The 25,327-nt window shown below is 60.1% G+C and carries 26 protein-coding genes; 15 read left to right on the top strand and 11 right to left on the bottom strand.

The features are described 5' to 3' along the window. Window positions 1–321: 321 nt before the first annotated feature. The 4 genes from coxB to PspS49_RS00400 all read left to right on the top strand — a co-directional run bounded on the left by coxB (window position 322) and on the right by PspS49_RS00400 (window position 4,699). A complete protein-coding gene (coxB, locus tag PspS49_RS00415) occupies window positions 322–1,449 on the top strand; it encodes a cytochrome c oxidase subunit II (protein ID WP_160037669.1) in 1,128 nt (375 codons plus the stop codon). A gap of 82 nt (window positions 1,450–1,531) precedes the next feature. Then, window positions 1,532–3,118 carry a cytochrome c oxidase subunit I gene (gene ctaD, locus PspS49_RS00410; protein ID WP_095119635.1) on the top strand — a complete coding sequence of 529 codons (1,587 nt, stop codon included), beginning with the start codon at window positions 1,532–1,534 and terminating at the stop codon, window positions 3,116–3,118. Between the two features lie 116 nt (window positions 3,119–3,234). Continuing rightward, a complete protein-coding gene (locus PspS49_RS00405) occupies window positions 3,235–3,786 on the top strand; it encodes a cytochrome c oxidase assembly protein (protein WP_102902574.1) in 552 nt (183 codons plus the stop codon). 25 nt (window positions 3,787–3,811) lie between these two features. After that, window positions 3,812–4,699, top strand: a complete 888-nt coding sequence (locus tag PspS49_RS00400; protein ID WP_127925323.1) for a cytochrome c oxidase subunit 3 — start codon at window positions 3,812–3,814, stop codon at window positions 4,697–4,699. A 9-nt stretch (window positions 4,700–4,708) separates the two neighbouring features. Here PspS49_RS00400 and PspS49_RS00395 read toward each other — a convergent pair whose 3' ends face one another. Further along, complete coding sequence (locus tag PspS49_RS00395) at window positions 4,709–4,912, bottom strand: twin transmembrane helix small protein (protein WP_127925322.1); 204 nt, start codon at window positions 4,910–4,912, stop codon at window positions 4,709–4,711. A gap of 71 nt (window positions 4,913–4,983) precedes the next feature. On the opposite strand from PspS49_RS00395, the gene PspS49_RS00390 reads away from it, so the two are divergent. From PspS49_RS00390 to PspS49_RS00370, 5 genes are read left to right on the top strand one after another with little or no spacing between them, the layout of a single operon-like run. Then, entirely contained in the window at window positions 4,984–5,724 is a 741-nt protein-coding gene (locus PspS49_RS00390; RefSeq protein WP_150776522.1) for an SURF1 family protein, read from the top strand. Further along, complete coding sequence (locus PspS49_RS00385) at window positions 5,690–6,283, top strand: hypothetical protein (RefSeq protein WP_150749947.1); 594 nt, start codon at window positions 5,690–5,692, stop codon at window positions 6,281–6,283. Before PspS49_RS00390 ends, PspS49_RS00385 begins: the two co-directional genes overlap by 35 nt. Before the next feature lie 10 nt (window positions 6,284–6,293). Next, window positions 6,294–7,373: a COX15/CtaA family protein gene (locus tag PspS49_RS00380; protein ID WP_160037667.1), complete on the top strand. Its 1,080-nt coding sequence runs from the start codon at window positions 6,294–6,296 to the stop codon at window positions 7,371–7,373. Then, entirely contained in the window at window positions 7,361–8,260 is a 900-nt protein-coding gene (gene cyoE, locus PspS49_RS00375) for a heme o synthase (RefSeq protein ID WP_160037665.1), read from the top strand. Before PspS49_RS00380 ends, cyoE begins: the two co-directional genes overlap by 13 nt. Further along, the gene (locus tag PspS49_RS00370) at window positions 8,257–8,892 is read left to right on the top strand and encodes an SCO family protein (protein ID WP_007911741.1); all 636 of its coding nucleotides are present in this window, start codon (window positions 8,257–8,259) and stop codon (window positions 8,890–8,892) included. Before cyoE ends, PspS49_RS00370 begins: the two co-directional genes overlap by 4 nt. Window positions 8,893–9,172: 280 nt before the next feature. Here the strand turns inward: PspS49_RS00370 and PspS49_RS00365 are convergent, their stop codons facing one another. The 3 genes from PspS49_RS00365 to PspS49_RS00355 form a co-directional block, all read right to left on the bottom strand. Next, window positions 9,173–9,943 carry a MetQ/NlpA family ABC transporter substrate-binding protein gene (locus PspS49_RS00365; protein ID WP_095125096.1) on the bottom strand — a complete coding sequence of 257 codons (771 nt, stop codon included), beginning with the start codon at window positions 9,941–9,943 and terminating at the stop codon, window positions 9,173–9,175. Between the two features lie 76 nt (window positions 9,944–10,019). Then, the gene (locus PspS49_RS00360) at window positions 10,020–10,694 is read right to left on the bottom strand and encodes a methionine ABC transporter permease (RefSeq protein ID WP_127925316.1); all 675 of its coding nucleotides are present in this window, start codon (window positions 10,692–10,694) and stop codon (window positions 10,020–10,022) included. Further along, entirely contained in the window at window positions 10,694–11,701 is a 1,008-nt protein-coding gene (locus tag PspS49_RS00355) for a methionine ABC transporter ATP-binding protein (RefSeq protein WP_127925315.1), read from the bottom strand. The genes PspS49_RS00360 and PspS49_RS00355 overlap by 1 nt, the downstream gene beginning before the upstream one ends. Window positions 11,702–11,961: 260 nt before the next feature. Between PspS49_RS00355 and katE the strand changes: the two genes are divergently transcribed. Beyond that, window positions 11,962–14,103 carry a catalase HPII gene (gene katE, locus PspS49_RS00350; protein WP_160042440.1) on the top strand — a complete coding sequence of 714 codons (2,142 nt, stop codon included), beginning with the start codon at window positions 11,962–11,964 and terminating at the stop codon, window positions 14,101–14,103. A 122-nt stretch (window positions 14,104–14,225) separates the two neighbouring features. Here katE and PspS49_RS00345 read toward each other — a convergent pair whose 3' ends face one another. From PspS49_RS00345 to PspS49_RS00330, 4 genes are read right to left on the bottom strand one after another with little or no spacing between them, the layout of a single operon-like run. Beyond that, entirely contained in the window at window positions 14,226–14,939 is a 714-nt protein-coding gene (locus PspS49_RS00345; RefSeq protein WP_127925314.1) for a PA5502 family lipoprotein, read from the bottom strand. A 37-nt stretch (window positions 14,940–14,976) separates the two neighbouring features. Continuing rightward, the gene (znuB, locus tag PspS49_RS00340) at window positions 14,977–15,765 is read right to left on the bottom strand and encodes a zinc ABC transporter permease subunit ZnuB (RefSeq protein ID WP_007911758.1); all 789 of its coding nucleotides are present in this window, start codon (window positions 15,763–15,765) and stop codon (window positions 14,977–14,979) included. Continuing rightward, window positions 15,758–16,543: a zinc ABC transporter ATP-binding protein ZnuC gene (gene znuC, locus PspS49_RS00335; RefSeq protein WP_007911759.1), complete on the bottom strand. Its 786-nt coding sequence runs from the start codon at window positions 16,541–16,543 to the stop codon at window positions 15,758–15,760. Before znuC ends, znuB begins: the two co-directional genes overlap by 8 nt. Beyond that, window positions 16,543–17,025, bottom strand: coding sequence for a Fur family transcriptional regulator (locus PspS49_RS00330; protein WP_007911760.1), 483 nt, complete (start codon window positions 17,023–17,025; stop codon window positions 16,543–16,545). The genes znuC and PspS49_RS00330 overlap by 1 nt, the downstream gene beginning before the upstream one ends. 66 nt (window positions 17,026–17,091) lie before the next feature. Between PspS49_RS00330 and PspS49_RS00325 the strand changes: the two genes are divergently transcribed. Continuing rightward, window positions 17,092–18,012 (top strand): zinc ABC transporter substrate-binding protein, encoded by a 921-nt coding sequence (locus PspS49_RS00325; RefSeq protein WP_160037662.1) that lies wholly within the window; start codon window positions 17,092–17,094, stop codon window positions 18,010–18,012. 91 nt (window positions 18,013–18,103) lie between these two features. Here PspS49_RS00325 and PspS49_RS00320 read toward each other — a convergent pair whose 3' ends face one another. Beyond that, window positions 18,104–19,057, bottom strand: coding sequence for a homoserine kinase (locus tag PspS49_RS00320; protein WP_129387093.1), 954 nt, complete (start codon window positions 19,055–19,057; stop codon window positions 18,104–18,106). Between the two features lie 54 nt (window positions 19,058–19,111). Next, a complete protein-coding gene (locus PspS49_RS00315; protein WP_127925310.1) occupies window positions 19,112–19,402 on the bottom strand; it encodes a DUF2782 domain-containing protein in 291 nt (96 codons plus the stop codon). Window positions 19,403–19,476: 74 nt separating this feature from the next. Here PspS49_RS00315 and polA point away from each other — a divergent pair, with 74 nt between their 5' ends. Continuing rightward, window positions 19,477–22,281 carry a DNA polymerase I gene (gene polA / locus PspS49_RS00310; protein ID WP_160037660.1) on the top strand — a complete coding sequence of 935 codons (2,805 nt, stop codon included), beginning with the start codon at window positions 19,477–19,479 and terminating at the stop codon, window positions 22,279–22,281. A gap of 410 nt (window positions 22,282–22,691) precedes the next feature. On the opposite strand, the gene yihA is transcribed toward polA, so the two are convergent. Further along, entirely contained in the window at window positions 22,692–23,333 is a 642-nt protein-coding gene (yihA, locus tag PspS49_RS00305; protein WP_007911767.1) for a ribosome biogenesis GTP-binding protein YihA/YsxC, read from the bottom strand. A gap of 191 nt (window positions 23,334–23,524) precedes the next feature. Between yihA and PspS49_RS00300 the strand changes: the two genes are divergently transcribed. The 3 genes from PspS49_RS00300 (at window position 23,525) to PspS49_RS00290 (ending at window position 25,314) form a co-directional block, all read left to right on the top strand. Further along, the gene (locus tag PspS49_RS00300) at window positions 23,525–23,830 is read left to right on the top strand and encodes a c-type cytochrome (RefSeq protein ID WP_045123119.1); all 306 of its coding nucleotides are present in this window, start codon (window positions 23,525–23,527) and stop codon (window positions 23,828–23,830) included. Between the two features lie 30 nt (window positions 23,831–23,860). Beyond that, on the top strand, window positions 23,861–24,472 hold the full coding sequence (locus PspS49_RS00295; RefSeq protein WP_016986443.1) for a c-type cytochrome: 612 nt from the start codon (window positions 23,861–23,863) through the stop codon (window positions 24,470–24,472). Window positions 24,473–24,672: 200 nt separating this feature from the next. Continuing rightward, the gene (locus PspS49_RS00290; RefSeq protein ID WP_122604722.1) at window positions 24,673–25,314 is read left to right on the top strand and encodes a thiol:disulfide interchange protein DsbA/DsbL; all 642 of its coding nucleotides are present in this window, start codon (window positions 24,673–24,675) and stop codon (window positions 25,312–25,314) included. Window positions 25,315–25,327: the final 13 nt, after the last annotated feature.

The raw sequence follows: 25,327 nt of genomic DNA, 5'->3' as shown, positions 1-25,327 counted from the left end.
TGGCTTACGAAAAATGCTAAGACGCATTTGTCATAATTATTTCATCCTTGATGCACCTGCGTTATATCGGTTTGCCACCACTCGTCTGCATCCTTCTCCATTCGTGCCCTTGAACGCAAGTCCCGGCTGTTTCAGTTGATTTACGTCCTCACATTGCAATTCTCAGTCGCTGTCTATACTCGCCAGTGAATGGAGTTAGCTGATGACGCCCGACTGCACCCGCAGCAAGGCCCGGCGATTCAAGTTCGTAGTCTGATGCAGCCGCTCCCTTGCCGCAGGCGAAAGCCGGCGGGATAACAAGAACGATAAGGGGAACCCGCAATGATGCGACATCCACACGTCTGGATGGGCCTCCTGTTGTGGTCGATTTTCAGCCAGGCCAACGCCGCCTGGACTGTGAATATGGCGCCTGGAGCGACTGAAATCAGTCACGCAGTATTCGACCTGCACATGACCATTTTCTGGATCTGTGTGGTGATCGGGATCATCGTCTTCGGCGCCATGTTCTGGTCGATGATGGTGCACCGCCGTTCTACCGGGCAGGTCGCGGCAAAATTCCACGAAAGCACCGGCGTCGAAATCATGTGGACCGTCGTGCCGCTGCTGATTCTGGTGGCCATGGCCGTACCCGCGACCGCCACCCTGATCAAGATGTACGACGCCAGTGAGCCGGATATTGATATCCAGGTCACCGGCTACCAGTGGAAGTGGCACTACAAATACCTGGGCCAGGACGTCGAGTTCTTCAGCAACCTGGCCACCCCCGCCGAGCAGATCCACAACAAGGAAGCCAAGGGCGAGCACTACTTGCTTGAGGTCGACAAGCCGCTCGTACTGCCGACCGGGGCCAAGGTGCGCTTCCTCGTGACCTCCGCCGACGTTATCCACTCCTGGTGGGTGCCGGCGTTTGCGGTCAAGCGCGATGCGATCCCCGGGTTCGTAAATGAGGCCTGGACGCGTGTCGACAAGCCCGGACTTTACCGTGGCCAGTGCGCCGAGCTGTGCGGCAAGGATCACGGCTTCATGCCGATCGTGGTCGAGGTCAAAGAGAAGGCCGACTACGACAAGTGGCTGGCCGAGCGCAAGGCCGAGGCCGCACAGCTTAAAGAGCTGACCAGCAAGGATTGGACCCTCGACGAACTCAAGGAGCGCGGCGACAAGGTGTATCACACCACCTGCGTTGCCTGTCACCAGGCCGAAGGCCAAGGCCTGCCGCCGATGTTCCCGGCGCTCAAGGGCTCGAAAATTGCCACCGGCCCGATCAAGGATCACTTGAGCATTGTCTTCCACGGCAAGCCCGGCACCGCCATGGCGGCGTTCGGCAAACAGCTGTCGGAAGTCGATATCGCAGCGGTCGTGACCTACGAACGTAACGCCTGGGGCAACAACAAGGGCGACATGGTCACGCCAAAAGAAGTGCTGGAGCTGAAACAGGCGGAAAGCAAATGAGCCGGTCTATCGCGTACCTCGTGAACCGGCCGGGGCATCACGCCCCGGCCCGCCCCGCCCACTCACGTAAAGGAGACCGGCCATGAGCGCTGTCATCGATGACCACGGTCATGCCGACCACGCCCACGGCCCCGCCAAAGGCCTGATGCGCTGGGTACTGACCACCAACCACAAGGACATCGGCACGCTGTACCTGTGGTTTGCGTTCCTGATGTTCCTGCTTGGCGGCTCGTTCGCCATGGTGATCCGCGCCGAGCTGTTCCAGCCCGGTTTGCAGATCGTCGAACCGGCGTTTTTCAACCAGATGACCACCATGCATGGACTGGTGATGGTCTTCGGCGCAGTGATGCCGGCGTTCGTCGGCCTCGCCAACTGGATGATCCCGCTGATGGTCGGCGCGCCGGACATGGCCCTGCCACGGATGAACAACTTCAGCTTCTGGTTGTTGCCGGCGGCGTTTCTGCTGTTGGTCTCGACCCTGTTCAGCCCCGGTGGCGGGCCGAACTTCGGCTGGACCTTTTACGCACCGCTGTCGACGACTTACGCGCCGGAAAGCGTGACCTTCTTCATCTTCGCCATCCACCTGATGGGGATCAGTTCGATCATGGGCGCGATCAACGTGATCGCCACCATTCTCAACCTGCGCGCCCCCGGCATGACCCTGATGAAAATGCCGCTGTTCGTCTGGACCTGGCTGATCACCGCGTTCCTGCTGATCGCGGTGATGCCGGTGCTGGCCGGGTGCGTGACGATGATGCTGATGGACATCCACTTCGGCACCAGTTTCTTCAGTGCTGCCGGTGGCGGTGACCCGGTGCTGTTCCAGCATGTGTTCTGGTTCTTCGGCCACCCGGAGGTGTACATCATGATCCTGCCGGCGTTCGGCGCGGTCAGCCAGATCATCCCGACCTTCGCGCGCAAACCGCTGTTCGGCTACACCTCGATGGTCTACGCCACGGCGAGCATCGCGTTCCTGTCGTTCATCGTTTGGGCGCACCACATGTTTGTGGTCGGCATTCCGTTGGTGGGCGAGCTGTTCTTCATGTACGCGACCATGCTCATCGCGGTGCCGACCGGGGTCAAGGTGTTCAACTGGGCCAGCACCATGTGGCAAGGCTCGATGACCTTCGAGACACCGATGCTGTTTGCCGTGGCATTCGTGATCCTGTTTTCCATCGGCGGTTTCTCCGGGCTGATGCTGGCCATCGCCCCGGCGGACTTCCAGTATCAGGACACCTACTTTGTGGTCGCGCACTTCCACTATGTGCTGGTGCCGGGGGCGATCTTCGGGATCTTCGCCTCGGCCTATTACTGGTTGCCGAAATGGACCGGGCACATGTACGACGAAACCCTCGGCAAGCTGCATTTCTGGCTGTCGTTCGTCGGCATGAACCTGACCTTTTTCCCGATGCACTTCGTGGGACTGGCGGGGATGCCACGACGGATCCCGGACTACAACCTACAGTTCGCCGACTTCAACATGGTCTCGTCGATTGGCGCGTTCATGTTCGGTGCCACGCAGATCTTCTTCCTGTTCATCGTGATCAAGACCATTCGGGGTGGCGAGCCTGCACCGGCCAAGCCTTGGGATGGCGCGGAAGGTCTGGAGTGGAGCGTGCCGTCACCGGCGCCGTATCACACCTTCACCACACCGCCGGAAGTGAAATGAAACGCTTGGCTTTTGTAGGAGTGAGCCTGCTCGCGATGGCGGTGTGTCAGGCACACCGCGGTGGACCCATCGCGAGCAGGCTCACTCCTACAGGGTTTAGTGGGGAGGCATGAATCATGGCTGACTCGATCTCGATGAAAAAACTCGTCACTCGCCTGCTCGGGGTGGTGGTGGCGATGTTTGTCTTCGGCTTTGCCCTGGTGCCGATCTACGACGTGATGTGCAAGGCCTTCGGCATCAACGGCAAGACTGCCGGACAGTACGAGGGTGAACAGGTGGTCGACACTTCGCGCCAGGTGCGCGTGCAGTTTCTGTCGACCAACACCGCCGATATGCCATGGGATTTCTATCCCAAGCACGACGAACTCACCGCCAACCCCGGCGCGGTCAACGAGATGATTTTCATCGCGCGCAACCCCACCGACAAGCCGATGAGTGCGCAAGCCGTGCCGAGTATCGCGCCGAGCAACGCGGCGGCGTATTTCCACAAGACCGAATGCTTTTGTTTTACCCAGCAGGTGCTGCAGCCCGGTCAGCAGATCGAGATGCCGGTGCGCTTCATTGTTGACCGCGACATGCCCAAGGATGTGAAGCACCTGACGCTGTCCTACACGCTGTTCGATATCACCGCCCGACATCCGCCGGTGGCTGCAAACACTGGCGGTTGAGCGTGCCCGATAAGGAGAACAATAAATGGCAACTCATGAGCATTATTTCGTTCCGGCCCAGAGCAAATGGCCGATCATTGCCACGGTCGGGATGCTCGTCACCGTGTACGGCCTGGCCACCTGGTTCAACGATCTGAAGGCCGCGCGCCCGGAATCCCACGGCCCGCTGATCTTTTTCATCGGCGGCCTGCTGGTGGCGTACATGCTGTTCGGCTGGTTCGGCACGGTGATCAAGGAAAGCCGCGCGGGACTCTACAGCGCGCAGCTGGATCGCTCGTTCCGCTGGGGCATGAGTTGGTTCATCTTCTCCGAAGTGATGTTCTTCATCGCCTTCTTCGGCGCGCTGTTTTACGTACGACACATTTCCGGCCCGGCGCTTGGCGGCGAAGGCCCGAAAGGCATCGCGCACATGCTCTGGCCGAACTTCCAGTTCACCTGGCCGCTGCTGCACACGCCAGACCCGAAACTGTTCCCGCCGCCCAAGGACATCATCAGCCCGTGGGGCCTGCCGCTGATCAACACGATCCTGCTGGTCAGCTCCAGTGTGACCATCACCATCGCCCACCACGCCTTGAAGAAGGGCCATCGCGGCGCGCTGAAAATCTGGCTGGCGATCACCGTGCTGCTGGGCTGCGCGTTTCTCGGTTTCCAGGCTGAGGAATACATTCACGCCTATCACGAGCTGGGCCTGACCCTCGGTTCGGGCATTTATGGCGCGACGTTCTTCATGCTCACCGGATTCCACGGCGCCCACGTGACCATCGGCACGATCATTCTGTTTGTGATGCTGATGCGCATCATGAGGGGCCATTTCGACAACGAGCACCAGTTCGGCTTCGAAGCGGCGAGCTGGTATTGGCACTTCGTCGACGTGGTGTGGATCGGCCTCTTTATCTTCGTTTACGTACTCTGAGGGTCAGCATTACCAAGGCGCATGCGACACCAGTTGGCCGCTGTAAAAGCCCCAGGCGATCAAGCCGACGGTGACTGCGGCCAATGCCACCCGAACACTCAAGGCGATGACCAGGCGATTCGAGCTGCTGTCGTCCTTGACCAGGAAAAACAGGCCGCTGAACAGGCTGATCACCGTGGCAATCAGCATCAGGACGATCGCTGTTTTGAGCATGGGAAGAACTCCGGGGGACAGGCGATGCAGTTGAGTATAGCGATCGCAACGACTGACTTTGTGGCGCAGCCATGAAGCGTTTTCGCCCGGGCGTGATACCGACCGTGGTGGTGGCGCTTTTGCTGCCGCTGCTGGTGTCGTTGGGTTTCTGGCAATTGAGCCGTGGCGCCGAGAAAACCGCCCTGCTCGCCAGTTACGCCGAACGCCGCGCCGCCGAACCGATGGCCAGCAGCGAGTTACTGAGCAGCGCCGATCCGGCCTATCGCCGTGTGCATCTGCACGGCCAGTTCGATGCCGCGCACAGTCTGTTGCTCGACAACCGCCAGCGCGACGGCAAGGTCGGCGTCGAGTTGCTGCAACCGTTTCAGGATCAACGCAGCGGTTTGTGGCTGCTGGTCAATCGCGGCTGGTTGCCGTGGCCGGATCGCCGCGTGCCGCCACAATTTTCCACACCTGCCGATGCGCTGAATATCGACGCCTGGGTCTACGTCGCCCCCGGCGCTACTTTCCAGTTGCACGCCGATCCGGTCAGCAACACCTGGCCGCAAACCATCACTGCCGTCGAGCCCACCAAGCTGTGGCAAACCCTCGAGCGCGACGGCTTCGCCTACGAATTACGCGTCGAACCCGGCCCGGCCAGCTACGAGGCCGATTGGCCGGTGGTCGCCATGGGCCCGGAAAAACACCTCGGTTACGCCGTGCAGTGGTTCGCCATGGCCACCGCCCTGCTCGGCCTCTACGTCTATTTGGGCTTGCACAACGCAAAGGAGAAACACCATGGGAACGGCCATGAATCCACCCAGCATGTCTGAGGCGAAACCTGCCGCCAGCCGCCGTCGCGGGCGCATTCAGTTATTGCTGATTGTGCTCGGCGTGGTCGGCCCGATGCTGCTCGCCACCGGCATGTACAAATTGCAGTTCTGGGTGCCGGAAGGTCGCAGCTATCACGGTGAGCTGATCGGCAACGGCCAGACCCGCGCCGACCTCGGCGTACAAGCCGATGAAGAACGCTGGCAGATGCTGGTCACCGCGCCGAAGGATTGCGCGGTGGACTGCCAGCAACTGGTGTATCTGGCGCGGCAGATCCAGATCGGCCTCGGTCGCGAGGCCGGCCGCGCCAGCCATGCCCTCGCCGTCGCACAACCAGTGAGCGCCGATTACGAAGCCAAGCTGACCCGTGAATATCCACAACTGCAACGCTATCCGCTGGACGCTGGTGTGTTCAGCAAAACCACTGGCGACAAAGCCACGCCACAACTGTGGATCATCGACCCGCACGGCAACCTCGTGCTGCGTTACGAGCCGAATGTGAAAGGCAAGGATCTGCTCAACGACCTGCGGCACCTGCTGAAACTGTCGAACATCGGATAAGGGCATCGTCATGGCCAAACCTGGATTTCGCCTCGCGCTGTTTGCCACCCTGCTGGCACTGATTGTGGTGCTGCTCGGCGCCTATACGCGCCTGACCCACGCCGGCCTCGGCTGTCCGGACTGGCCGGGCTGCTACGGCTTTATCAGCGTGCCGAAAAGCGAAGCGCAACTGGCCCATGCCGAACTGCATTACCCGGACTCGCCGGTGGAGGCGCACAAGGGCTGGAACGAGATGATCCACCGCTACTTCGCCGGCACCCTCGGCCTGCTGATTTCGATTCTCGCCGGGCGCGCGTGGGTCAATCGACGTCATCCGGGACAGCCGTTGAAGCTGCCGCTGTTTCTGCTGGCGGTGGTGTTCGCGCAAGCCGCGTTCGGCATGTGGACGGTGACGCTCAAGCTCTGGCCGCAGGTGGTCACCGGGCATTTGCTCGGCGGCTTTGCGACCTTGAGTCTGTTGTTTTTGTTGACGTTGCGATTGTCCGGAGTGTTGCCGGCGCTGACCGTGCCCAAGCGTTTGCAGTATTGGGCGACGGCGGGATTGTTGCTGGTGATTGGCCAGATCGCGCTGGGCGGCTGGGTCAGTTCCAATTACGCGGCGGTGGCCTGCATTGATTTTCCGACCTGCCACGGGCAATGGTTGCCGCCAGCGGATTTCGCCAACGGTTTTCATCTGACCCAACACATCGGCCCGAATTATCTCGGCGGACAACTGGACAGCGATGCGCGCACGGCGATTCACCTGACTCACCGGATCGGCGCTTTGCTGGTGACGTTGGTTTTGCTTGGCCTGGCTTGGCAATTAAAAGTGGTCGGCATGACGCGGCTTGCCGGTCTGGTGCTGGTCGCCCTCGCCGCACAGATCACCCTGGGCATCAGCAACGTGCTGTTCCATCTGCCGCTGCCGGTGGCGGTTGCGCATAACGCCGGCGGTGCGGCGCTGTTGCTGACCATGGTGCTGGTCAACTATCACGCGCGCACCAGTCTGGTCCGGGTCAAACAACCGGTGCTCGCACGCTGGCGCCTGAGCCCGCGTAAACACGCGGCCGCGCCCATCACCATAAAAGGAGAAACGCCGTGGCGATTCTGATTGGCGAACGCCCGCATCAGGCGATCTGGCGAGATTATCTGGAACTGACCAAACCGAAAGTCGTGGTGCTGATGCTGATCACCTCGCTGGTCGGCATGTTCCTCGCAACTCGCGCCGGGGTGCCGTGGACGGTGCTGGTGTTTGGCAATCTGGGGATTGCGTTGTGTGCCGGCGGCGCAGCGGCGGTCAACCATGTGGTGGATCGGCGCATCGATGCGGTGATGGCGCGCACGCACAAACGGCCATTGGCCGAAGGACGGGTTTCACCGGCCGCGGCGCTGACCTTTGCATTGGTATTGGCGCTGCTCGGTCAGGCCTTGTTGCTGACTTTCACCAATCCGCTAACGGCGTGGCTGACCCTGGCTTCGCTGCTCGGTTACGCCGTGATCTACACCGGTTTCCTCAAACGCGCGACGCCGCAAAACATCGTCATCGGTGGCCTCGCCGGCGCCGCGCCACCGCTGCTTGGCTGGACCGCCGCCACTGGCCACGTCAGCGCCGAACCGTTGTTGCTGGTGCTGATCATCTTTGCCTGGACGCCGCCGCACTTCTGGGCATTGGCGATCCATCGCAAAGAGGAATACGCCAAGGCTGACATCCCGATGCTGCCGGTCACCCACGGCGAGCACTACACCAAAGTGCATATTCTGCTGTACACCTTCGCGCTGCTGGCGGTGAGCCTGCTGCCGTACGTGATCCACATGAGCGGCGCGCTCTACCTGATTTGCGCGCTCGCGCTCGGCGCAAGGTTTCTGCAATGGGCCGTGGTGCTGTACCGTGGCACTCGGCCGCACGCGGCGATCAACACCTTCAAGTACTCTATTTGGTACTTGTTTCTGCTGTTCATCGCCCTGCTCGTAGACCACTACTTACTGTTGAACCTATGACTCGAACCCAGAAAACCGTCTTCATCCTCGTCGCCGTGATCGCGCTGATCCTCGGCCTGACCGTCAACAAAGTGCTGAGCGGCAAGGGCCAGGGCGATCCCACTGCGCTGATCGACGCCGGCATTATTCTGCTGCCGCAGAGCCGCAATCTGCCGGACGTGACGATGACCGATCAGGACGGCAAACCGGTGGCGATCAATGAGCTCAAAGGTAAGTGGAGTCTGTTGTTCTTCGGCTACACCTTCTGCCCGGACATCTGCCCGACCACCCTCGCACAGCTGCGCCAGATCAAGAGCGAGTTGCCCAAGGACGCTGTGGACAAGTTGCAGATCGTGCTGGTCAGCGTTGACCCGAACCGCGATAACCCCAAGCAGTTGAAGCAGTATCTGGGTTACTTTGATCCGCAGTTTGTTGGCCTGACACCGACTTCGATTGAAGAACTGCAGAAGGTGGCAAATGCGGTGAGTATTCCGTTTATTCCGGCGGACACCAGCAAGCCGAATTACACCGTCGACCATAGCGGCAATCTCGCGGTGATCGGGCCGGATGGTACGCAGCGTGGGTTTATTCGGGCGCCGCTGAACAACGCCAAACTGGTCGCGCAGTTGCCGGTGATGCTTAACCGCAAATAAAAGCTGAAGAGCGAAAAGCCCCTCACCCTAGCCCTCTCCCAGAGGGAGAGGGGACTGATCGGGGAATATTGGGAAGCTACACCGAATTGAACGTCCTGCATTGAATCCATAATCGCCAAGACCTTTCAGGTCGATGTATGACGCAAGACACCTCGGTCGGCCCCCTCTCCCTCGGGAGAGGGCTGGGGTGAGGGGAAGCTTCACAGCAGGTCGCAAGCCGAACACCAGACACAAAAAAGGGGACGCTCATGGCGTCCCCTTTTCGTTGCAGCAATCTAAATCAGAACGCCGGCAATACCGCGCCTTTGTACTTCTCGGTAATGAATTTCTTCACTTCCGGGCTGTGCAGCGCAGCAGCGAGTTTCTTCATCGCGTCGCTGTCCTTGTTGTCCGCGCGGGACACGAGGATGTTCACGTACGGCGAATCATTGCCTTCAATCACCAGCGCATCCTTGGACGGATCGAGCTTGGCTTCCAGCGCGTAGTTGGTGTTGATCAGCGCCAGATCGACCTGGGTCAGCACGCGCGGGATGGTCGCGGCTTCCAGTTCGCGGATTTTCAGGTCTTTCGGGTTTGTCGCGATGTCTTTGACGGTCGACAGGATGTTGGTCGGATCCTTCAGCGTGATCACGCCAGCCTTGGCCAGCAGCAACAGCGCACGGCCACCGTTGGTAGCGTCGTTCGGGATCACCACGTTGGCACCGCTTGGCAGATCCTTCAGATCCTTGAGCTTGCTCGAGTAAGCGCCCAGCGGCTCCAGGTGCACACCGGTCACGGCAACCAGACTGGTGCCCTTGGCCTTGTTGAACTCATCGAGGTACGGCTGGTGCTGGAAGAAGTTGGCGTCCAGACGCTTTTCCGCGACCTGTACGTTCGGCTGAATGTAGTCGGTGAAGACCTTGACCTTCAGCTCCACGCCTTCTTTGGCCAGCGCCGGCTTCACGAACTCGAGGATTTCCGCGTGCGGCACCGGAGTGGCGGCAACGGTCAGGGTTTCGGCGTGGGCCGAGAATGCTGCAACGGCAGCAAAAGCAGCGATCAGTTTTTTCATTCAGCTAACTCCTTATGAGGCGCCCGTCTGGCGCCTGCCAGCGAATGGCCGGCTCATCTGTTCAATACAAAACCGCTTATTTGCGCGAAAAATGCACGACCAAACGGTCGCCCACCATCTGCAGCACTTGCACCAGAATCAGCAGCAACACCACAGTGACGATCATCACGTCAGTCTGGAAACGCTGGTAGCCGAAACGGATCGCCAGGTCACCCAGACCACCAGCGCCAACCACACCGGCCATCGCCGTGTAGGACACCAGTGTAATCGCCGTCACCGTAATCGCCGCGAAGATGCCCGGACGGGCTTCCGGCAGCAAGGCATTCATGATGATCTGCCGCGTGGTCGCGCCCATCGACTGGGTCGCTTCGATGATGCCGCGATCGACTTCACGCAGGGCGGTTTCCACCAGACGCGCGAAGAACGGTGTGGCACCGACGACCAACGGCGGGATCGCACCGGCCACGCCCAGCGAGGTGCCAGTGATCAGTACGGTGAACGGGATCATCACGATCAACAGAATAATGAACGGCAACGAACGCAGGATGTTCACCGCCAGCGACAGGACCGCGTACAGACCACGGTTTTCCAGCAACTGACGCGGGCTGCAGAGGAACAGCAACACGCCCAGCGGCAGGCCGAGCAACACGGTGAACAGCAGCGAACCACCAAGCATCAGCATGGTGTCGCCGGTGGCCAGCCAGATTTCGTACCAATCGATGTTGGTGAAGAAACTGATCAGGTCTTCCATTAGCGCAATACCTCCATGTGAACGTCAGCGGCGGTGAAGCGGGCGAAGGCCGCTTCCATGTCGCCACCGGTGACGGCGAGGGTCAATTGCCCGTACGGAATGTCTTTGATGCGGTCGATACGACCGGCGAGGATGCTGTAGTCGACGCCGGTTTCCCGGGCGACGGTACCGAGCAACGGCGCGTAGGTCGCTTCGCCCTGGAAGGTCAGACGCACGATGCGCCCCGGCACGTGCGCGAAGTCATCACGCTGCTCGCTTTCGTCGATCTGCTCGCTTTCCTGGACGAAACGCTTGGTGGTCGGGTGCTGCGGATGCAGGAACACATCGGCCACCGAACCTTGCTCGACGATTACGCCGGCATCCATCACCGCCACTTGATCGCAGACGCGACGGATGACATCCATCTCGTGGGTGATCAGGACGATGGTCAGTTTCAGCTCGCGGTTGATCTCGGCCAGCAGTTGCAGGACCGACGCAGTGGTCTGCGGGTCGAGGGCACTGGTGGCCTCGTCGCACAGCAGAATCTTCGGCTTGGTCGCCAGGGCGCGGGCGATGCCGACGCGCTGCTTTTGGCCGCCAGACAATTGCGCCGGGTACTTCTTGGCGTGGTCGGACAGACCGACCCGCGCCAGCAACTCGGCGACACGCTTGTCGATCTCGCTGCCCGACAGTTCGCCGGCCAGGGTCAGCGGCAACGCAACGTTGTCAGCCACGGTCTTGGAGGCGAGCAGGTTGAAGTGCTGGAAGATCATCCCGACTTGCTGACGGAAACGGCGCAGGCCGTTGGCGTCCAGCGCGGTGACTTCTTCGCCGTCGACGATGATCTTGCCGCCGCTGGAGTTCTCCAGGCGATTGATCAGCCGCAGCAGGGTACTTTTGCCCGCGCCGGAATGGCCAATGAGGCCGAACACCTGCCCGTTCTCGATGGCGAGACTGGTCGGGTGCAGCGCGGGAATGTCCTTACCGGCGACGCGGTAAGTCTTATGGACGTTTTGAAACTCGATCACGTAGCGAACCTTGTGGGGCGCGTTAGAAAAGGATCAGCGGTTAGCCGGGCGCGCATTTTAGCCTGTCCGTATAGAGGTTCTTAGCATTTATTTCGCAATTAACCTTCGATTTGGCAATAACAAGATCAAAGGTCATAAAAAAGGAACGCCCCCAACGCCTCATCAGTCACTAAGTAAGCGACTTGAAAACCCTGGGTGCCGTGCCCGGGAACCACTCAAGAGTCCCCGGCCAGCATCGGGGTCAACCGAGGAGTTTACGACTGATGAGCAAGAAGCCTACGACCGATAAAAGCCAGATGGCCGGAACCGATACCCCGGATCGCGCCAACACCAACGCCAAACTCGACAGCCTGGAAAAGTTTCGCTCCGACGCCACCGGCCAGGCCCTGCGCACCAACCAGGGCGTGAAGATCGCCGACAACCAAAACACGCTCAAGGCCGGCCCGCGCGGGCCGTCGTTGCTTGAAGACTTCATCATGCGGGAAAAGATCACGCATTTTGACCATGAGCGCATTCCGGAACGCATCGTCCACGCACGCGGCACCGGCGCGCATGGTTTCTTTCAGGCGTACGAGAACCATTCGACGCTGACCAAGGCCGGTTTCCTACAGGATCCGGGGAAAAAGACCCCGGTATTCGTGCGCTTTTCCACGGTGCAGGGCCCGCGTGGTTCCGGCGATACCGTGCGTGACGTGCGCGGTTTCGCGGTGAAGTTCTTTACCGATGAAGGCAACTTTGACCTGGTCGGCAACAACATGCCGGTGTTTTTCATTCAGGACGCGATCAAGTTTCCCGACTTCGTCCACGCGGTGAAGCCCGAGCCGCACAATGAAATCCCAACCGGTGGCTCAGCCCACGATACCTTCTGGGATTTCGTCTCGCTGGTGCCGGAATCGGCGCACATGGTCATCTGGGCGATGTCTGACCGGGCGATTCCGAAAAGCCTGCGCAGCATGCAGGGCTTCGGTGTGCACACCTTCCGGCTGATCAACGCTGAAGGCAAATCGCGCTTCGTCAAATTCCACTGGCGCCCTACCGCCGGCACGTGCTCGCTGGTCTGGGACGAGGCGCAGAAGCTCGCCGGTAAAGACACCGACTACCACCGTCGCGACCTCTGGGAAGCGATCGAAATGGGCGATTACCCGGAATGGGAACTCGGCGTGCAGATCATCGAGGAGGAAAACGAGCACGACTTCGATTTCGACATCCTCGACCCGACCAAGCTGATCCCCGAAGAGATCGTGCCGATCACGCCGCTGGGCAAGATGACGCTGAACCGCAACCCGGACAACTTCTTCGCCGAGACCGAGCAAGTCGCGTTCTGCCCTGGCCACATCGTGCCGGGCATCGACTTCTCCAATGACCCGCTGCTGCAGGGCCGACTGTTTTCCTACACCGATACGCAAATCAGCCGACTCGGTGGGCCGAACTTTCATGAGCTGCCAATCAACCGCCCGGTGGCGCCGTTCCACAACGGCCAGCGCGATGCGCAGCACCGCACGGTGATCGACAAGGGCCGCGCGTCTTACGAGCCGAACTCGATTGATGGCGGCTGGCCGAAAGAAACGCCGCCGGCCGCGCAGGACGGTGGTTTCGAAAGTTATCCAGAGCGCATCGATGCCAACAAGATCCGCCAGCGCAGCGAGTCGTTCAGCGATCACTTCTCCCAGGCGACGCTATTCTTCAACAGCATGAGCGATCACGAGAAGGAGCACATCATTGCCGCTTACAGCTTCGAGCTGGGCAAGGTTGAGCGCGAGTTCATCCGTGCGCGGGAAGTGAACGAGATTCTGGCCAACATCGATCTGGAACTGGCCAAGCGTGTGGCGGCTAATCTGGGTCTGCCAGCGCCGAGCAAAGGTACGGTGGATGTGCGCAAGGTGTCGTTTGATCACTCGCCGTCATTGAGTCAGGCCAATTTGCTGCCAGAAAACATCAAAACTCGAAAAGTGGCGATTCTTGCTGCCAACGGCGTCGATGGTGCGGCGATTGATGCAATGAAGAAGGCATTGGCCGCTGAGGGTGCGCATGCCAAGTTGCTCGGCCCGACTTCAGCGCCGGTGAAGACCGCTGACGGCAAAATGTTGCCAGTGGATGCTTCGATGGAAGGCATGCCGTCGGTGATTTTTGACGCGGTGTTCGTGCCGGGTGGCGCGGCGTCGGTGAAGGCGCTGAGCGGCGACGGCGTGGCGTTGCATTACCTGCTGGAGGCGTACAAGCATTTGAAGGCGATTGCGTTGCACGGCGATGCCAAGCAATTGCAGGATTTGCTGAAGCTGGAGGCGGATGCAGGGTTGTTGCAAGGCAAGGATGTTGGCGCGCTTACAAAGCCATTCTTTGCTGCGATCGGGCAGCATCGGGTTTGGGATCGTGAGCCTAAGGCGAAGGCCATTCCAGCTTAAAATCTTCGTTGGCTGAAAGGACGCTTTCGCGAGCAGGCTCGCTCCCACAAGGGTTCTCCTATAAACACGAATTTTGTGTTCACTGGAGATCCCTGTGGGAGCGAGCCTGCTCGCGAAGCTTTTTAAGGTTTACGCGGACTGAGAACCATCTGCGCAGGCACGGTGCGCACGGTCTGCTTCACAATCTTCAGATCAAAATCCGGATTCAATTTCTTGACCCGCTTGGTCAGCAACGTCGCCAACCAAGGATAGTCATTGGTGCGTGGTGCCTGAATGGTCACCCCACACTCGTAATTCACCACATCAGCGGCGATCGCATCCAGTTGCCGGCGAAGTTTGCGGCTATCGGTGATATTCAGCGCCACCGTGGTGCTCTCGGCAGTCGGATCGATCACCTTGGCTTTCGGCTTGGCTTCGGCTGCCAACAGCGCCGCTTCAGCTTTTTCCAGCTCAGCCTTGCGCGCTTCGGTGATGGCGCCATTCACGCCACCGGTCAGCGCCGGCGCTTTCGGCATCAGTGCGCGAGCACGGCTCAGCGCTGTGGCGGCGGCATTCACATCACCCTTCTGCAGCACGATCTGGCTGCGACGCAGATACGCCTCGGCCAATTGCCGCTGGTATTGCTCAAGGGATTGATCGTTGGGGGTGTCTTTCTGCAAAGCCGCCAATTGGTCTTCGGCAGTGGCCAGTTCGCTGCTGGCCAGGCTTTGCTCCAGCTGTGCGATGGCCGTAGCCCGCGCATCGGGGACTTCGGCCACCGGCGGCGTGCTTTGGCAGGCGCCCAGTAGCACTGAAAATGCGACAAGGAGCAGATAACGGGAGGCGAACGGCTTCATTCCTGCGACTCTCTATTTGCGCAAAAAGCGGCCAAGTCTACACCCCACGACGGGGCAGAACAAAACTCAACAGAAACAGTGCGGCCGCCGTCACAACGATTGACGGCCCCGCCGGGGTGTCCTTGAACCACGACAGCGCCAGCCCGCCACACACGGCGAGCATGCCCAGCAGGCTCGCGCCCAGGGCCATCTGCTCCGGCGAGCGGGCGTGACGCTGTGCCGCAGCCGCTGGGATGATCAACAGCGAGGTAATCAGCAACACACCGACGATTTTCATCGCCACCGCGATGACTACCGCAATCAACAACATCAGCGCCATGCGCAGACCTGCGACCGGCAGGCCTTCGACCTTGGCCAGCTCTTCGTGCACGGTAATCGCCAGCAATGGCCGCCACAGCGTCACCAGCAACACCAGCACCGCCGCGCTGCCGCCGAGGATCCACGCCAGATCGGTCGGGCTGATCGCCAGCAGGTCGCCGAACAGATAGGCCATCAGGTCGATCCGCACTTCATGCATGAAGCTTAGTACCACCAGGCCGAGAGAGAGCGTGCTCGGTGCGAGAATTCCCAACAGCGTGTCAGACGCCAGCGGTTGGCGCTGTTGCAAGGTCACCAAAAGCACCGCCAGCAGCAAGCAGCCTACGGTGACTGCAACGGTCGGGCTGACATCCAGCAAAAAGCCCAGCGCCACGCCGAGCAATGCGGCGTGGGACAAGGTATCGCCGAAATAGGCCATGCGCCGCCAGACCACGAACGAACCCAACGGACCTGCAACGATCGCCAACGCCAGACCTGCAAGCAGGGCATACAACAGAAAATCAGCCATGCTTGCAGTTGTCTCCGTGAACGTGAGGTTGGCCAATAACCGGCCCTTTGACCACCGAACCGTGCAGGTCGTGGGCGTGGTCGTGATGGTGGTGATAGACCGCCAGGCTCTGCGCGTTCTTGCCGAACAGCTCGACAAACGCCGGATCGCCGCTGACCTGCTCGGGATGCCCGGAGCAGCAGACGTGACGGTTGAGGCAGACCACTTGGTCGGTGGTGCTCATCACCAGATGCAAATCGTGGGACACCATCAACACGCCGCAGCCGTGGCGGTCGCGCAGACGAGTGATCAGGCTGTACAGCTCGGCCTGCCCGGCGACGTCGACGCCTTGCACCGGCTCGTCGAGCACCAGCAATTCCGGTTCGCGCAGCAGTGCCCGCGCCAGCAGCACACGCTGCATTTCACCGCCGGAAACGCTTTGCACAGGGCTGTCGATGACGTGTTCAGCGCCGACCTCTTTCAGCGCGGCCAGCGCACGCGGACGATCAACGCCCGGCACCAGCCGCAGAAAACGCAGCACCGACAGCGGAAGAGTCGGATCGACGTGGAGTTTTTGCGGCATGTAACCGACGCGCAGTTTCGGTTTGCGCCAGACGCTGCCGCTGTCCGGTTTCAACAGGCCCAGCACGGCGCGCACCAGCGTGGTCTTGCCGGCGCCATTGGGGCCGATCAGGGTGACGATCTGCCCCGGCTCGACGCTCAGCTCGATATTGTCCAGCACAGCCTGCCCGGCAAATGTGACGGCGACCTGCTCCAGACGGATCAGCGCGTTGCTCATCAAGCCCCCTGGCAACCGGAGCACAGGCCGACGACTTCGACGGTCTGCGCTTCGACGATGAAACCGACGTCTTTGGCGCTGTTGATGATCGCGTCGCTGATCACTTTTTGCTCAAGCTCGATGGCAGCGTGGCAATCGCGGCAGATCAGGAACTGGCCCTGATGCGCGTGCTCCGGATGGACGCAGCCGACGAAGGCGTTCAGCGAAGAGATGCGGTGCACCAGGCCGTTTTCCAGAAGGAAATCCAGCGCGCGGTACACGGTTGGCGGCGCGGCGCGGCGGCCGTCCTGCTCGCTGAGTACAGCGAGAATGTCGTAGGCGCCCAGCGGCTTGTGACTCTGCCACACCAGTTCCAGCACCCGGCGGCGCAACGCGGTCAGGCGCAAGCCTTTCTGGGCGCACAAGGTATCGGCCTCGGACAAAGCGCTGTGCACGCAATGAGAGTGGTCGTGGGGACGGCTGGCAATCGGTGTAATAGGCATGGGCGGCGACGAGTTTTGATAGAGACGTTATTATGTTACCCGTTCTCGCCTCCTTGAGTGGTCATCGTGTCCCGACTTTTTTCTGTTTTTGTGGCTTTTGTCGCCAGTTTTCTGCTGATCGGTTCGGCTCAGGCCGAGGTCAAAGTCCTCACCAGCATCAAACCGTTGCAACTGATTGCAGCGGCCGTGCAGGACGGCGTGGCGATTCCCGAAGTGCTGCTGCCGCCGGGTGCGTCGCCACACAATTACGCCCTGCGCCCATCCGACGTACGGAAGGTGCAGTCGGTCGATCTGCTCTACTGGATCGGCCCGGACATGGAAGGCTTTCTGCCACGCGTGCTGAATGGTCGGACGCTGCCGAGCGTCGCGGTGCAGGATTTGCCGGGGATGAAATTGCGGCGTTTTGCTGAGGACAGCCATTCCCACGCCGAAGACGCCGACGAGCATGATCACGATCATCGTCCGGGCACGCTGGATGCGCATTTGTGGCTATCGCCGGTGAATGCGCGGGTGATTGCCGACAAAATGGCCGCTGACTTGAGTGCTGTTGATCCGGCGAATGCGCAGCGTTATCAAAGCAACGCCAAGGCGTTTGATGAACGTCTGGATGCACTGGATCAGCGTTTGAAGAAGCGTCTGGCCAGTGTTGAAGGCAAGCCCTACTTCGTCTTCCACGAGGCCTTTGATTACTTTGAAGAGGCTTATGGCCTGAAGCACGCCGGTGTGTTCAGCGTGGCCGCCGAAGTGCAGCCCGGTGCGCAGCATGTTGCGGCGATGCGCAAGCGATTGCAGGAAGTGGGCAAGACGTGTGTGTTCAGTGAGCCGCCGTTGCGTCCGCGTCTGGCCGAGACTTTGGTGGCCGGTCTGCCGGTGAAGCTGGCAGAACTGGATGCGTTGGGCGGGTACACCCCGGCGACGGCTCAGGGCTATGAGCAGGTATTGGAGAAGCTGGGTAACGATTTGGCCGGGTGCCTGGAATCTCTGTAACCCCCGGCATCGGTGTTGCCCCCATTCGCGAGCAGGCTCGCTCCCACAGGATCACCGAAATCCTGTGGGAGCGAGCCTGCTCGCGAAGCTTTTAAAGGGCGAAAGGCAACGGTGTACTGACCTGCTGCCGCTGCGCCAAGCGCTGCTCAAACTCCCGCGGATCGTGAATTAACACGTCCTGCCCGGCGAACTGCTCCGCCGCGATCAACCGCGACAGCCAGAATCGCACACAGGCCACACGCAGCATGGTCGGCCACAACTCAGCTTCCGCCGCCGTAAACGGGCGCAGCGCCGCATAAGCGCCAAGGAATGCGCGAGCACGCGGGCCATCAATCAAACCGTCCTCGTCCGAGCACCAGTCATTCAAGGCAATCGCCACGTCATAGAGCATCGGCCCCGAGCAGGCGTTGTAGAAGTCGATCAGCCCGGTCAGGTGCGTGCCTTCGAACATCGCGTTATCGCGAAACAGGTCGGCGTGGATGTTCGCCCGGGGCAGCGCGAGGATCTTCTCTTTGCGCTCGGTGATCTCGTCCAACGCCTTTTGCAGCAGCGCACGCGGCTCATCGCTCAGGTGCGAAAGAAACTCCGTGCCCTCTTCCAGCATCCAGTCCAGGCCGCGATCGGTCTTGCGCTTGATCATGCGCTCGCCCTGGGTCGCCAGGTGCAGGTGCGCCTGCAACTCGCCGACCTGCGCGCAATGCTGGGCATTGGCAACTTTGATGTGCTTGCCAGAGAGGCGCGGTTGCAGCAGTGCCGGTTTGCCCTTCAGCTCACGCAGCGCCACACCGTCAGTGGTGCGCAGTGCATACGGCACCGGCAAGTCGGCTTCGTGGAGCACATCGAGCAGGTCGATGAAGAACGGCATCTCCTGCACCGGGCCACGCTCGACCAGGGTCAGAACGAACTCGCCCTGCTCCAGGCTGATAAAGAAGTTGGTGTTTTCGCTGCCGGCGGCGATCCCCTGGAAATCAAGCAGACGGCCTAGCCCGTAAGGGGCGAGAAAGGTTTCCAGCTCGGGCCGAGCCAGGGGAGTGAACACAGACATGTTTTAACTGCCAGTACGGGCGCCGCCAATGGCGGCGCCGGGTGAATTAAAAATCTACTTCCATTCGAAAATCTTCCACGACGGAATCAGCATATCCGGCTGATCCGAGCGGATGAAGTTTGCATCCGTCCCGTCTGCACGCACCAGAAAGTAAGGCGGCGCGCCCTTTGGCGTGACTTTGATCGCGTACAGGAACCCGTTTTGACGGTACTCCTGAATCGTCTTGTCGCCTTCCGTGCGAATGGTGACTTCAGGATCCCCTGACGGCGCATCATCCGCCGCCATCGCGGCCAACGGTGAGACAGCAATCAGACCGACCAGCAGCAAGCGATTTAACGTACGCATGATAACCTTGTCCCTTTGTCGTCAACGGTCCCGCTATTCTAGCGCCGGACCCGCCGAAAAGGTTGATCCTGCTCATGAGCCAAGCCCCCCTCGTCCTGGTGGACGGTTCGTCTTACCTGTACCGCGCCTTTCACGCACTGCCACCACTGACCACCTCCAAAGGCCTGCCGACCGGTGCGGTCAAGGGCGTGCTGAACATGCTCAAGAGTCTGCGCAAGCAGTACCCGGACAGCCCGTTCGCCGTGGTGTTCGACGCCAAGGGCGGGACATTTCGCGATGAAATGTACGCCGAATACAAAGCCAACCGCCCAAGCATGCCCGACGACATGCGCGTGCAGATCGAGCCGCTGCACCAGAGCGTGATCGCTCTTGGTTTCCCGCTGCTGTGCGTGGAAGGCGTCGAGGCCGACGACGTGATCGGCACCCTCGCCCGCAGCAGCGCCGCGGCGGATCGCCCGGTGGTGATCTCCACCGGCGACAAGGACATGGCGCAACTGGTCGATGGCCACATTACCTTGGTCAACACTATGTCCGGTAGTTCGATGGACGTGGAAGGCGTGAAGGAGAAATTCGGCGTCGCACCGGAGCAGATCATCGATTATCTGGCGCTGATGGGCGATTCGTCCGACAACATTCCCGGCGTTCCGGGCATCGGCCCGAAGACTGCGTCCGGCCTGTTGGTCGGCGTCAATGGCGGCCTTACCGAGCTGTACGCGAATCTCGACATCGTCCCGACCCTGCCGATTCGCGGCGCGAAAACCCTGCCGGCCAAGCTCGAAGAGCACAAGGAGATGGCGTTCCTCTCCTATCAACTGGCGACCATCAAGGTCGATGTGCCGCTGGACGTTGAACTCGACGACCTGCAAATGGGCGCAGAAGACCCGGCCAAGCTCTACGAGCTGTACTCGCTGCTGGAATTCAAAAGCTGGATCAATGATCTGGATCGCGACGCCAAACGTCTGGAACTGAGCGCAGCCAGCGAGCCTGCGCCGGCCGGTGACCTGTTCAGCGCGCCAGCAGAGGAAGCGCCCGCCGCGCCTGCTGAAGCCGCGTACGAAACCATCCTCGATCAGGCGCGTTTCGACGTCTGGCTGGAAAAACTCAACAACGCCAAACTGTTCGCCTTCGACACCGAAACCACCGGCATCGACGCGCAGCAGGCGCAACTGGTCGGCCTGTCGTTCGCCGTGCAGGCCAACGAAGCCGCGTATATCCCGCTGACCCACTCCTACATCGGCGTGCCGGAACAGCTGGATCGCGACACCGTGCTGCGCGCACTCAAGCCGATTCTGGAAGACCCGAGCAAGCTCAAGGTCGGCCAGCACGCCAAGTTCGACATGAACATCCTGGCCAACTGCGCCATCGGTGGCGATCAGAGCCAAGGCATCAACGTACGTGGTGTCGCCTTCGACACGATGCTTGAGTCCTACGTGCTCAACTCCACCGCCACCCGCCATGACATGGACAGCCTCGCGCAGAAGTATCTGGATCACACCACCGTGAGCTTCCAGGACATCGCCGGCAAAGGCGCCAAGCAACTGACCTTCGACCAGATCGCGCTGGAACAGGCCGGGCCGTATGCCGCTGAAGACGCTGACATCACCCTGCGTCTGCACCAGACTTTGTTCGAAAAACTCAGCGCCATCCCGAGCCTGGCCAGCGTGCTGACCGACATCGAGATTCCGCTGGTGCCGGTTCTCGCGCGCATCGAACGCCAGGGCGCGTTCGTTGACGCTGAACTGCTGGGCATCCAGAGCATTGAGCTGGGCAACAAAATGGTTGCGCTGGAGCGCGAAGCGTTCGAAATCGCCGGGGAAGAATTCAACCTTGGCTCGCCGAAGCAATTGGGCGTGATTCTCTACGAGAAACTCGGTCTGCCGGTGCTGAAGAAAACCGCCAAGGGCCAGCCGTCCACTGCTGAAGAAGTGTTGGCGAAACTCGCCGAAGACGATCACCGTTTGCCGAAGGTGCTGATGGAGCACCGTTCGATGAGCAAGCTGAAAAGCACCTACACCGATCGCTTGCCGGAGCAGATCAATCCGCGCACCGGGCGTATCCACACCTCGTATCATCAGGCTGTGGCGTCGACCGGGCGTTTGTCCTCCAGCGATCCGAACCTGCAGAACATTCCGGTGCGCACGGCTGAAGGTCGACGCATTCGTCAGGCGTTCGTCGCGCCGAAAGGCTACAAACTGCTGGCGGCGGACTATTCGCAGATCGAGCTGCGAATCATGGCGCATCTGTCCAAGGACGAAGGCCTGATGAACGCCTTCCGCAACAATCTCGACGTGCACACCGCGACTGCTGCCGAAGTGTTCAAGGTCGAGCTCAACGAAGTGACTTCCGACCAGCGCCGTGGCGCCAAGGCGATCAACTTTGGCCTGATCTACGGCATGGGTGCGCAGAAGCTCGGCAAGGACATTGGCGTCGACACCAAGACCGCCAAGGCTTACATCGACACCTACTTCGCCCGTTATCCAGGCGTTCGCGAATACATGGATCGCACCCGCGCGCAGGCAGCGGATCAAGGTTATGTCGAGACCTTCTTCGGTCGCCGTCTGTACTTGCCGGAGATCAACTCGAACAAGCCGCAGGAACGCGCCGCCGCCGAGCGCACGGCGATCAACGCGCCGATGCAGGGCACGGCGGCCGACATCATCAAGAAAGCCATGGTGGCGGTGGATAACTGGCTGGCGACGTCCGGGCTGGACGCCAAAGTCATCCTGCAGGTACACGATGAACTGGTGCTGGAAGTTCGTGAGGATCTGGTGGAACAGATCAGTACCGAGATTCGAGTACACATGAGCGAAGCGGCGAAGCTGGATGTGCCGCTGCTGGTCGAAGTGGGTGTGGGCAACAATTGGGATGAGGCTCATTGAGCCATTTGAAGACGATTTTGCCGCGACATGACGTCGCGGCAGCCGCGGAAAATCTGCTTATTTCGAAAGGCGCTTGAGATTATTCCAAAGCTTTTTGAAAAAAATCTGAACTAATCTGGAAGGACACCACTCAGAGATACTGAATGGCTGGTGAAGCCCTTCGATGCTCCTATGTTGTGTTAAGTGTTGGCAGATATCTGAACCCCGCCCTAGCGGTTCGGAACTTAAACCCCGGAATTTCTCCCTCCCCAATGAAATCCGGGGCTTTTTTTGCCCGAAAATTGGCTGTGGCACGCTCAGACTGCGTTGAAAGCACAGCTAAAAATGCTCATTTAGGCACCCTAAACTCCGCTTTTTAGCTGTGCTTTCGCCTTGCCTGAGCGCACCACAGCAAATTTTCTAATCCCTGTTTACTCGGCCGCCTCGGCGCCTTTATCTGCGAGTTCCATCCAGCCGGCCAGTACAGTGTAGGCCTCTTCCAGGCCCATGCGTTTTGGCGCGGAGAACAGCTGGATGGTGACGAGGTCGCCCCAGCCCTTGCGAATTTCCGACTGCACTTTGAGCAGGGTGTTCTTGGCGGCGCCGTAGGTGAGCTTGTCGGCCTTGGTCAGCAGGATATGCATCGGCATGCCAGCGGCAACGGCCCAGTCGAGCATCAGCAGGTCGAAGTCGGTCATTGGATGACGGATGTCCATCATTAGAATCAAACCTTTCAAACTCTCGCGGCCACCGAGGTACGCCTCAAGGTGACGCTGCCAGTGCATCTTCAGCGGGATCGGTACTTTTGCGTAACCGTAGCCCGGCAGGTCGACCAGACGGCGATCTTCGTCTAGCTTGAAGAAGTTCAACAGCTGTGTGCGACCCGGAGTTTTCGAGGTGCGCGCCAGGCTGGCGTGAGTCAGGGTGTTCAGTGCGCTGGATTTGCCGGCGTTGGAACGACCGGCGAACGCCACTTCGAAGCCTTCGTCGTCAGGGCATTGATCGACTTTGGCGGCACTGAGCATGAACGTGGACTGTTGGCACAGGCCGAGGATGGGATTCTTGAGTTGCATGGGATTTCCGATGTGGGCGGCGCCGGGATTGGGCGCGGAACGCGGTGTCGCTTCCGTTTCAGTGACGCCAGTATATAATGCCGCAGATTTTGTGTGTGCTTTGTCCCAGCGTAGGATGAAGTTCACGAGAGCGACAGACCTTGATTGCGCATTAGAACGCAGAACGCTCTCAACCCTGAAAAGGTCGTTTTATGACGAAATGGCTGCTGGCTGCCGGAGTCTTGATGCCGCTTTACAGCGCACAGGCTACACAGGATCCGGAAGCTGTGTACAACCGTGTTTGTGGTGCCTGTCATTCCGGCCAACTACCCATGGCGCCCGAAAGAGGCGATCAGGAAGCTTGGACGCCGAGGTTGGCGAAAGGTATGGGGACGCTGGTGCAACACGTGACCCAGGGTTTCAAGGCGATGCCGCCGCGTGGTTTGTGCATGGACTGCAGTGCCGAGGATTACCAAGCCATCATCCTGTGGATGAGCGCGAGTAAGCCCGGTCCATAACTTAACCCTTAGCCGTAGTTGGATTAGCTGATGAACAAATTGATCGTGAGTCTGCTGTTGACCGTGGGAATCTCAGGCTTCGCCCATGCTGCCGGTGATGCCGCAGCAGGCCAGGCAAAAGCCGCCGTATGTGGAGCCTGCCATGGCCCGGACGGGAACAGCATGGCGCCAAACTTTCCGAAACTGGCCGGTCAAGGTGAACGCTACCTGACCAAGCAACTGCACGACATCAAGTCGGGCAAGCGCACCGTTCTGGAAATGACTGGCTTGCTGACTAACCTGAGCGATCAGGACCTGGCCGACATCGCCGCCTACTTCGCCAGCCAGAAAGGCAGCGTCGGCGCCGCCGATCCGAAGATCGTCGCTCGCGGTGAAGCGCTGTTCCGTGGCGGCAACCTGGCCAAGGGCCTGCCCGCCTGCACCGGTTGCCACTCGCCGAACGGCGCCGGCAACGCAGCTGCCGGCTTCCCGCACCTGGGTGGCCAACACGCTCAATACATCGCCAAGCAGCTGACTGATTTCCGCAAGGAAGAAGGCGGCCGCAACAACGACGGTGACACCATGACCATGCAAACCATCGCCAAACGCCTGAGCGACGAAGATATCGCTGCGGTCTCCAGCTACATTCAGGGTCTGCACTAAGGCCTACGGATCGAGCGCTGCAGACGATGGACATCTCCTGCAACGTTAACGCTCGATTAATCCGTCGCAGCAAGTATAAAAAGGGTGGCTTTGGCCGCCCTTTTTTGTGGCCGCTGCCGTTACACTACAGAACTCATGCCCGCCAGGATCTGTCTGAAAACAGGTCGCGCGAGGCGACCCAAATTGTCCAGGAGTAAAGCATGCGTAATCTGATCATCAGCGCCGCTCTCGTCGCTGCCAGCCTGTTCGGCGTGACCGCTCAAGCCGCCGAAGCCCCAGCCGCCCCTTACGTGGAACTGGCCAACCCGGTACCGGTTGCAGAGCCTGGCAAGATCGAAGTGGTCGAGCTGTTCTGGTACGGCTGCCCGCACTGCTACGCCTTTGAACCGGTGATCAACCCGTGGGTTGAAAAACTGCCATCCGACGTCAACTTCGTGCGTATTCCGGCGATGTTCGGCGGCCCATGGGACGCTCACGGCCAGATGTTCCTGACCCTCGAAGCCATGGGTGTCGAGCACAAGGTTCACGCGGCGGTTTTCGAAGCAATCCAGAAACAACACAAAAAGCTGACCGACAAGAACGACATGGCTGACTTCCTCGCCACCCAGGGCGTGGACAAGGACAAGTTCCTCGCCACCTTCGACTCTTTCGCCATCAAAGGTCAGATCGTAAAAGCTCGCGAACTGGCCAAGAAGTATGAGATCACTGGCGTACCCACCATGATCGTCAACGGCAAGTACCGTTTCGACATCGGCTCTGCCGGCGGCGCCGAGCAAGCGTTGAAACTGGCTGACCAACTGGTCGCCAAAGAGCGAGCGGCAACCAAGGCTGCAGCCAACTAAGCGCGGCTACCGC

Source organism: Pseudomonas sp. S49, assembly GCF_009866785.1.
Classification (GTDB): domain Bacteria; phylum Pseudomonadota; class Gammaproteobacteria; order Pseudomonadales; family Pseudomonadaceae; genus Aquipseudomonas.
Note: the sequence above shows the minus strand (reverse complement) of the source record. Positions and strands in the feature narration are given on the sequence as shown.

Excerpts from the sequence above, each read along its gene's own strand:
- coxB (WP_160037669.1), top strand. The coding sequence starts at position 322 with ATGATGCGACATCCACACGTCTGGATGGGCCTCCTGTTGTGGTCGATT.
- ctaD (WP_095119635.1), top strand. The coding sequence starts at position 1,532 with ATGAGCGCTGTCATCGATGACCACGGTCATGCCGACCACGCCCACGGC.
- PspS49_RS00405 (WP_102902574.1), top strand. The coding sequence starts at position 3,235 with ATGGCTGACTCGATCTCGATGAAAAAACTCGTCACTCGCCTGCTCGGG.
- PspS49_RS00400 (WP_127925323.1), top strand. The coding sequence starts at position 3,812 with ATGGCAACTCATGAGCATTATTTCGTTCCGGCCCAGAGCAAATGGCCG.
- PspS49_RS00395 (WP_127925322.1), bottom strand. The coding sequence starts at position 4,912 with ATGCTCAAAACAGCGATCGTCCTGATGCTGATTGCCACGGTGATCAGC.
- PspS49_RS00390 (WP_150776522.1), top strand. The coding sequence starts at position 4,984 with ATGAAGCGTTTTCGCCCGGGCGTGATACCGACCGTGGTGGTGGCGCTT.
- PspS49_RS00385 (WP_150749947.1), top strand. The coding sequence starts at position 5,690 with ATGGGAACGGCCATGAATCCACCCAGCATGTCTGAGGCGAAACCTGCC.
- PspS49_RS00380 (WP_160037667.1), top strand. The coding sequence starts at position 6,294 with ATGGCCAAACCTGGATTTCGCCTCGCGCTGTTTGCCACCCTGCTGGCA.
- PspS49_RS00370 (WP_007911741.1), top strand. The coding sequence starts at position 8,257 with ATGACTCGAACCCAGAAAACCGTCTTCATCCTCGTCGCCGTGATCGCG.
- PspS49_RS00365 (WP_095125096.1), bottom strand. The coding sequence starts at position 9,943 with ATGAAAAAACTGATCGCTGCTTTTGCTGCCGTTGCAGCATTCTCGGCC.
- PspS49_RS00360 (WP_127925316.1), bottom strand. The coding sequence starts at position 10,694 with ATGGAAGACCTGATCAGTTTCTTCACCAACATCGATTGGTACGAAATC.
- PspS49_RS00345 (WP_127925314.1), bottom strand. The coding sequence starts at position 14,939 with ATGAAGCCGTTCGCCTCCCGTTATCTGCTCCTTGTCGCATTTTCAGTG.
- znuB (WP_007911758.1), bottom strand. The coding sequence starts at position 15,765 with ATGGCTGATTTTCTGTTGTATGCCCTGCTTGCAGGTCTGGCGTTGGCG.
- znuC (WP_007911759.1), bottom strand. The coding sequence starts at position 16,543 with ATGAGCAACGCGCTGATCCGTCTGGAGCAGGTCGCCGTCACATTTGCC.
- PspS49_RS00330 (WP_007911760.1), bottom strand. The coding sequence starts at position 17,025 with ATGCCTATTACACCGATTGCCAGCCGTCCCCACGACCACTCTCATTGC.
- PspS49_RS00320 (WP_129387093.1), bottom strand. The coding sequence starts at position 19,057 with ATGTCTGTGTTCACTCCCCTGGCTCGGCCCGAGCTGGAAACCTTTCTC.
- PspS49_RS00315 (WP_127925310.1), bottom strand. The coding sequence starts at position 19,402 with ATGCGTACGTTAAATCGCTTGCTGCTGGTCGGTCTGATTGCTGTCTCA.
- polA (WP_160037660.1), top strand. The coding sequence starts at position 19,477 with ATGAGCCAAGCCCCCCTCGTCCTGGTGGACGGTTCGTCTTACCTGTAC.
- yihA (WP_007911767.1), bottom strand. The coding sequence starts at position 23,333 with ATGCAACTCAAGAATCCCATCCTCGGCCTGTGCCAACAGTCCACGTTC.
- PspS49_RS00300 (WP_045123119.1), top strand. The coding sequence starts at position 23,525 with ATGACGAAATGGCTGCTGGCTGCCGGAGTCTTGATGCCGCTTTACAGC.
- PspS49_RS00295 (WP_016986443.1), top strand. The coding sequence starts at position 23,861 with ATGAACAAATTGATCGTGAGTCTGCTGTTGACCGTGGGAATCTCAGGC.
- PspS49_RS00290 (WP_122604722.1), top strand. The coding sequence starts at position 24,673 with ATGCGTAATCTGATCATCAGCGCCGCTCTCGTCGCTGCCAGCCTGTTC.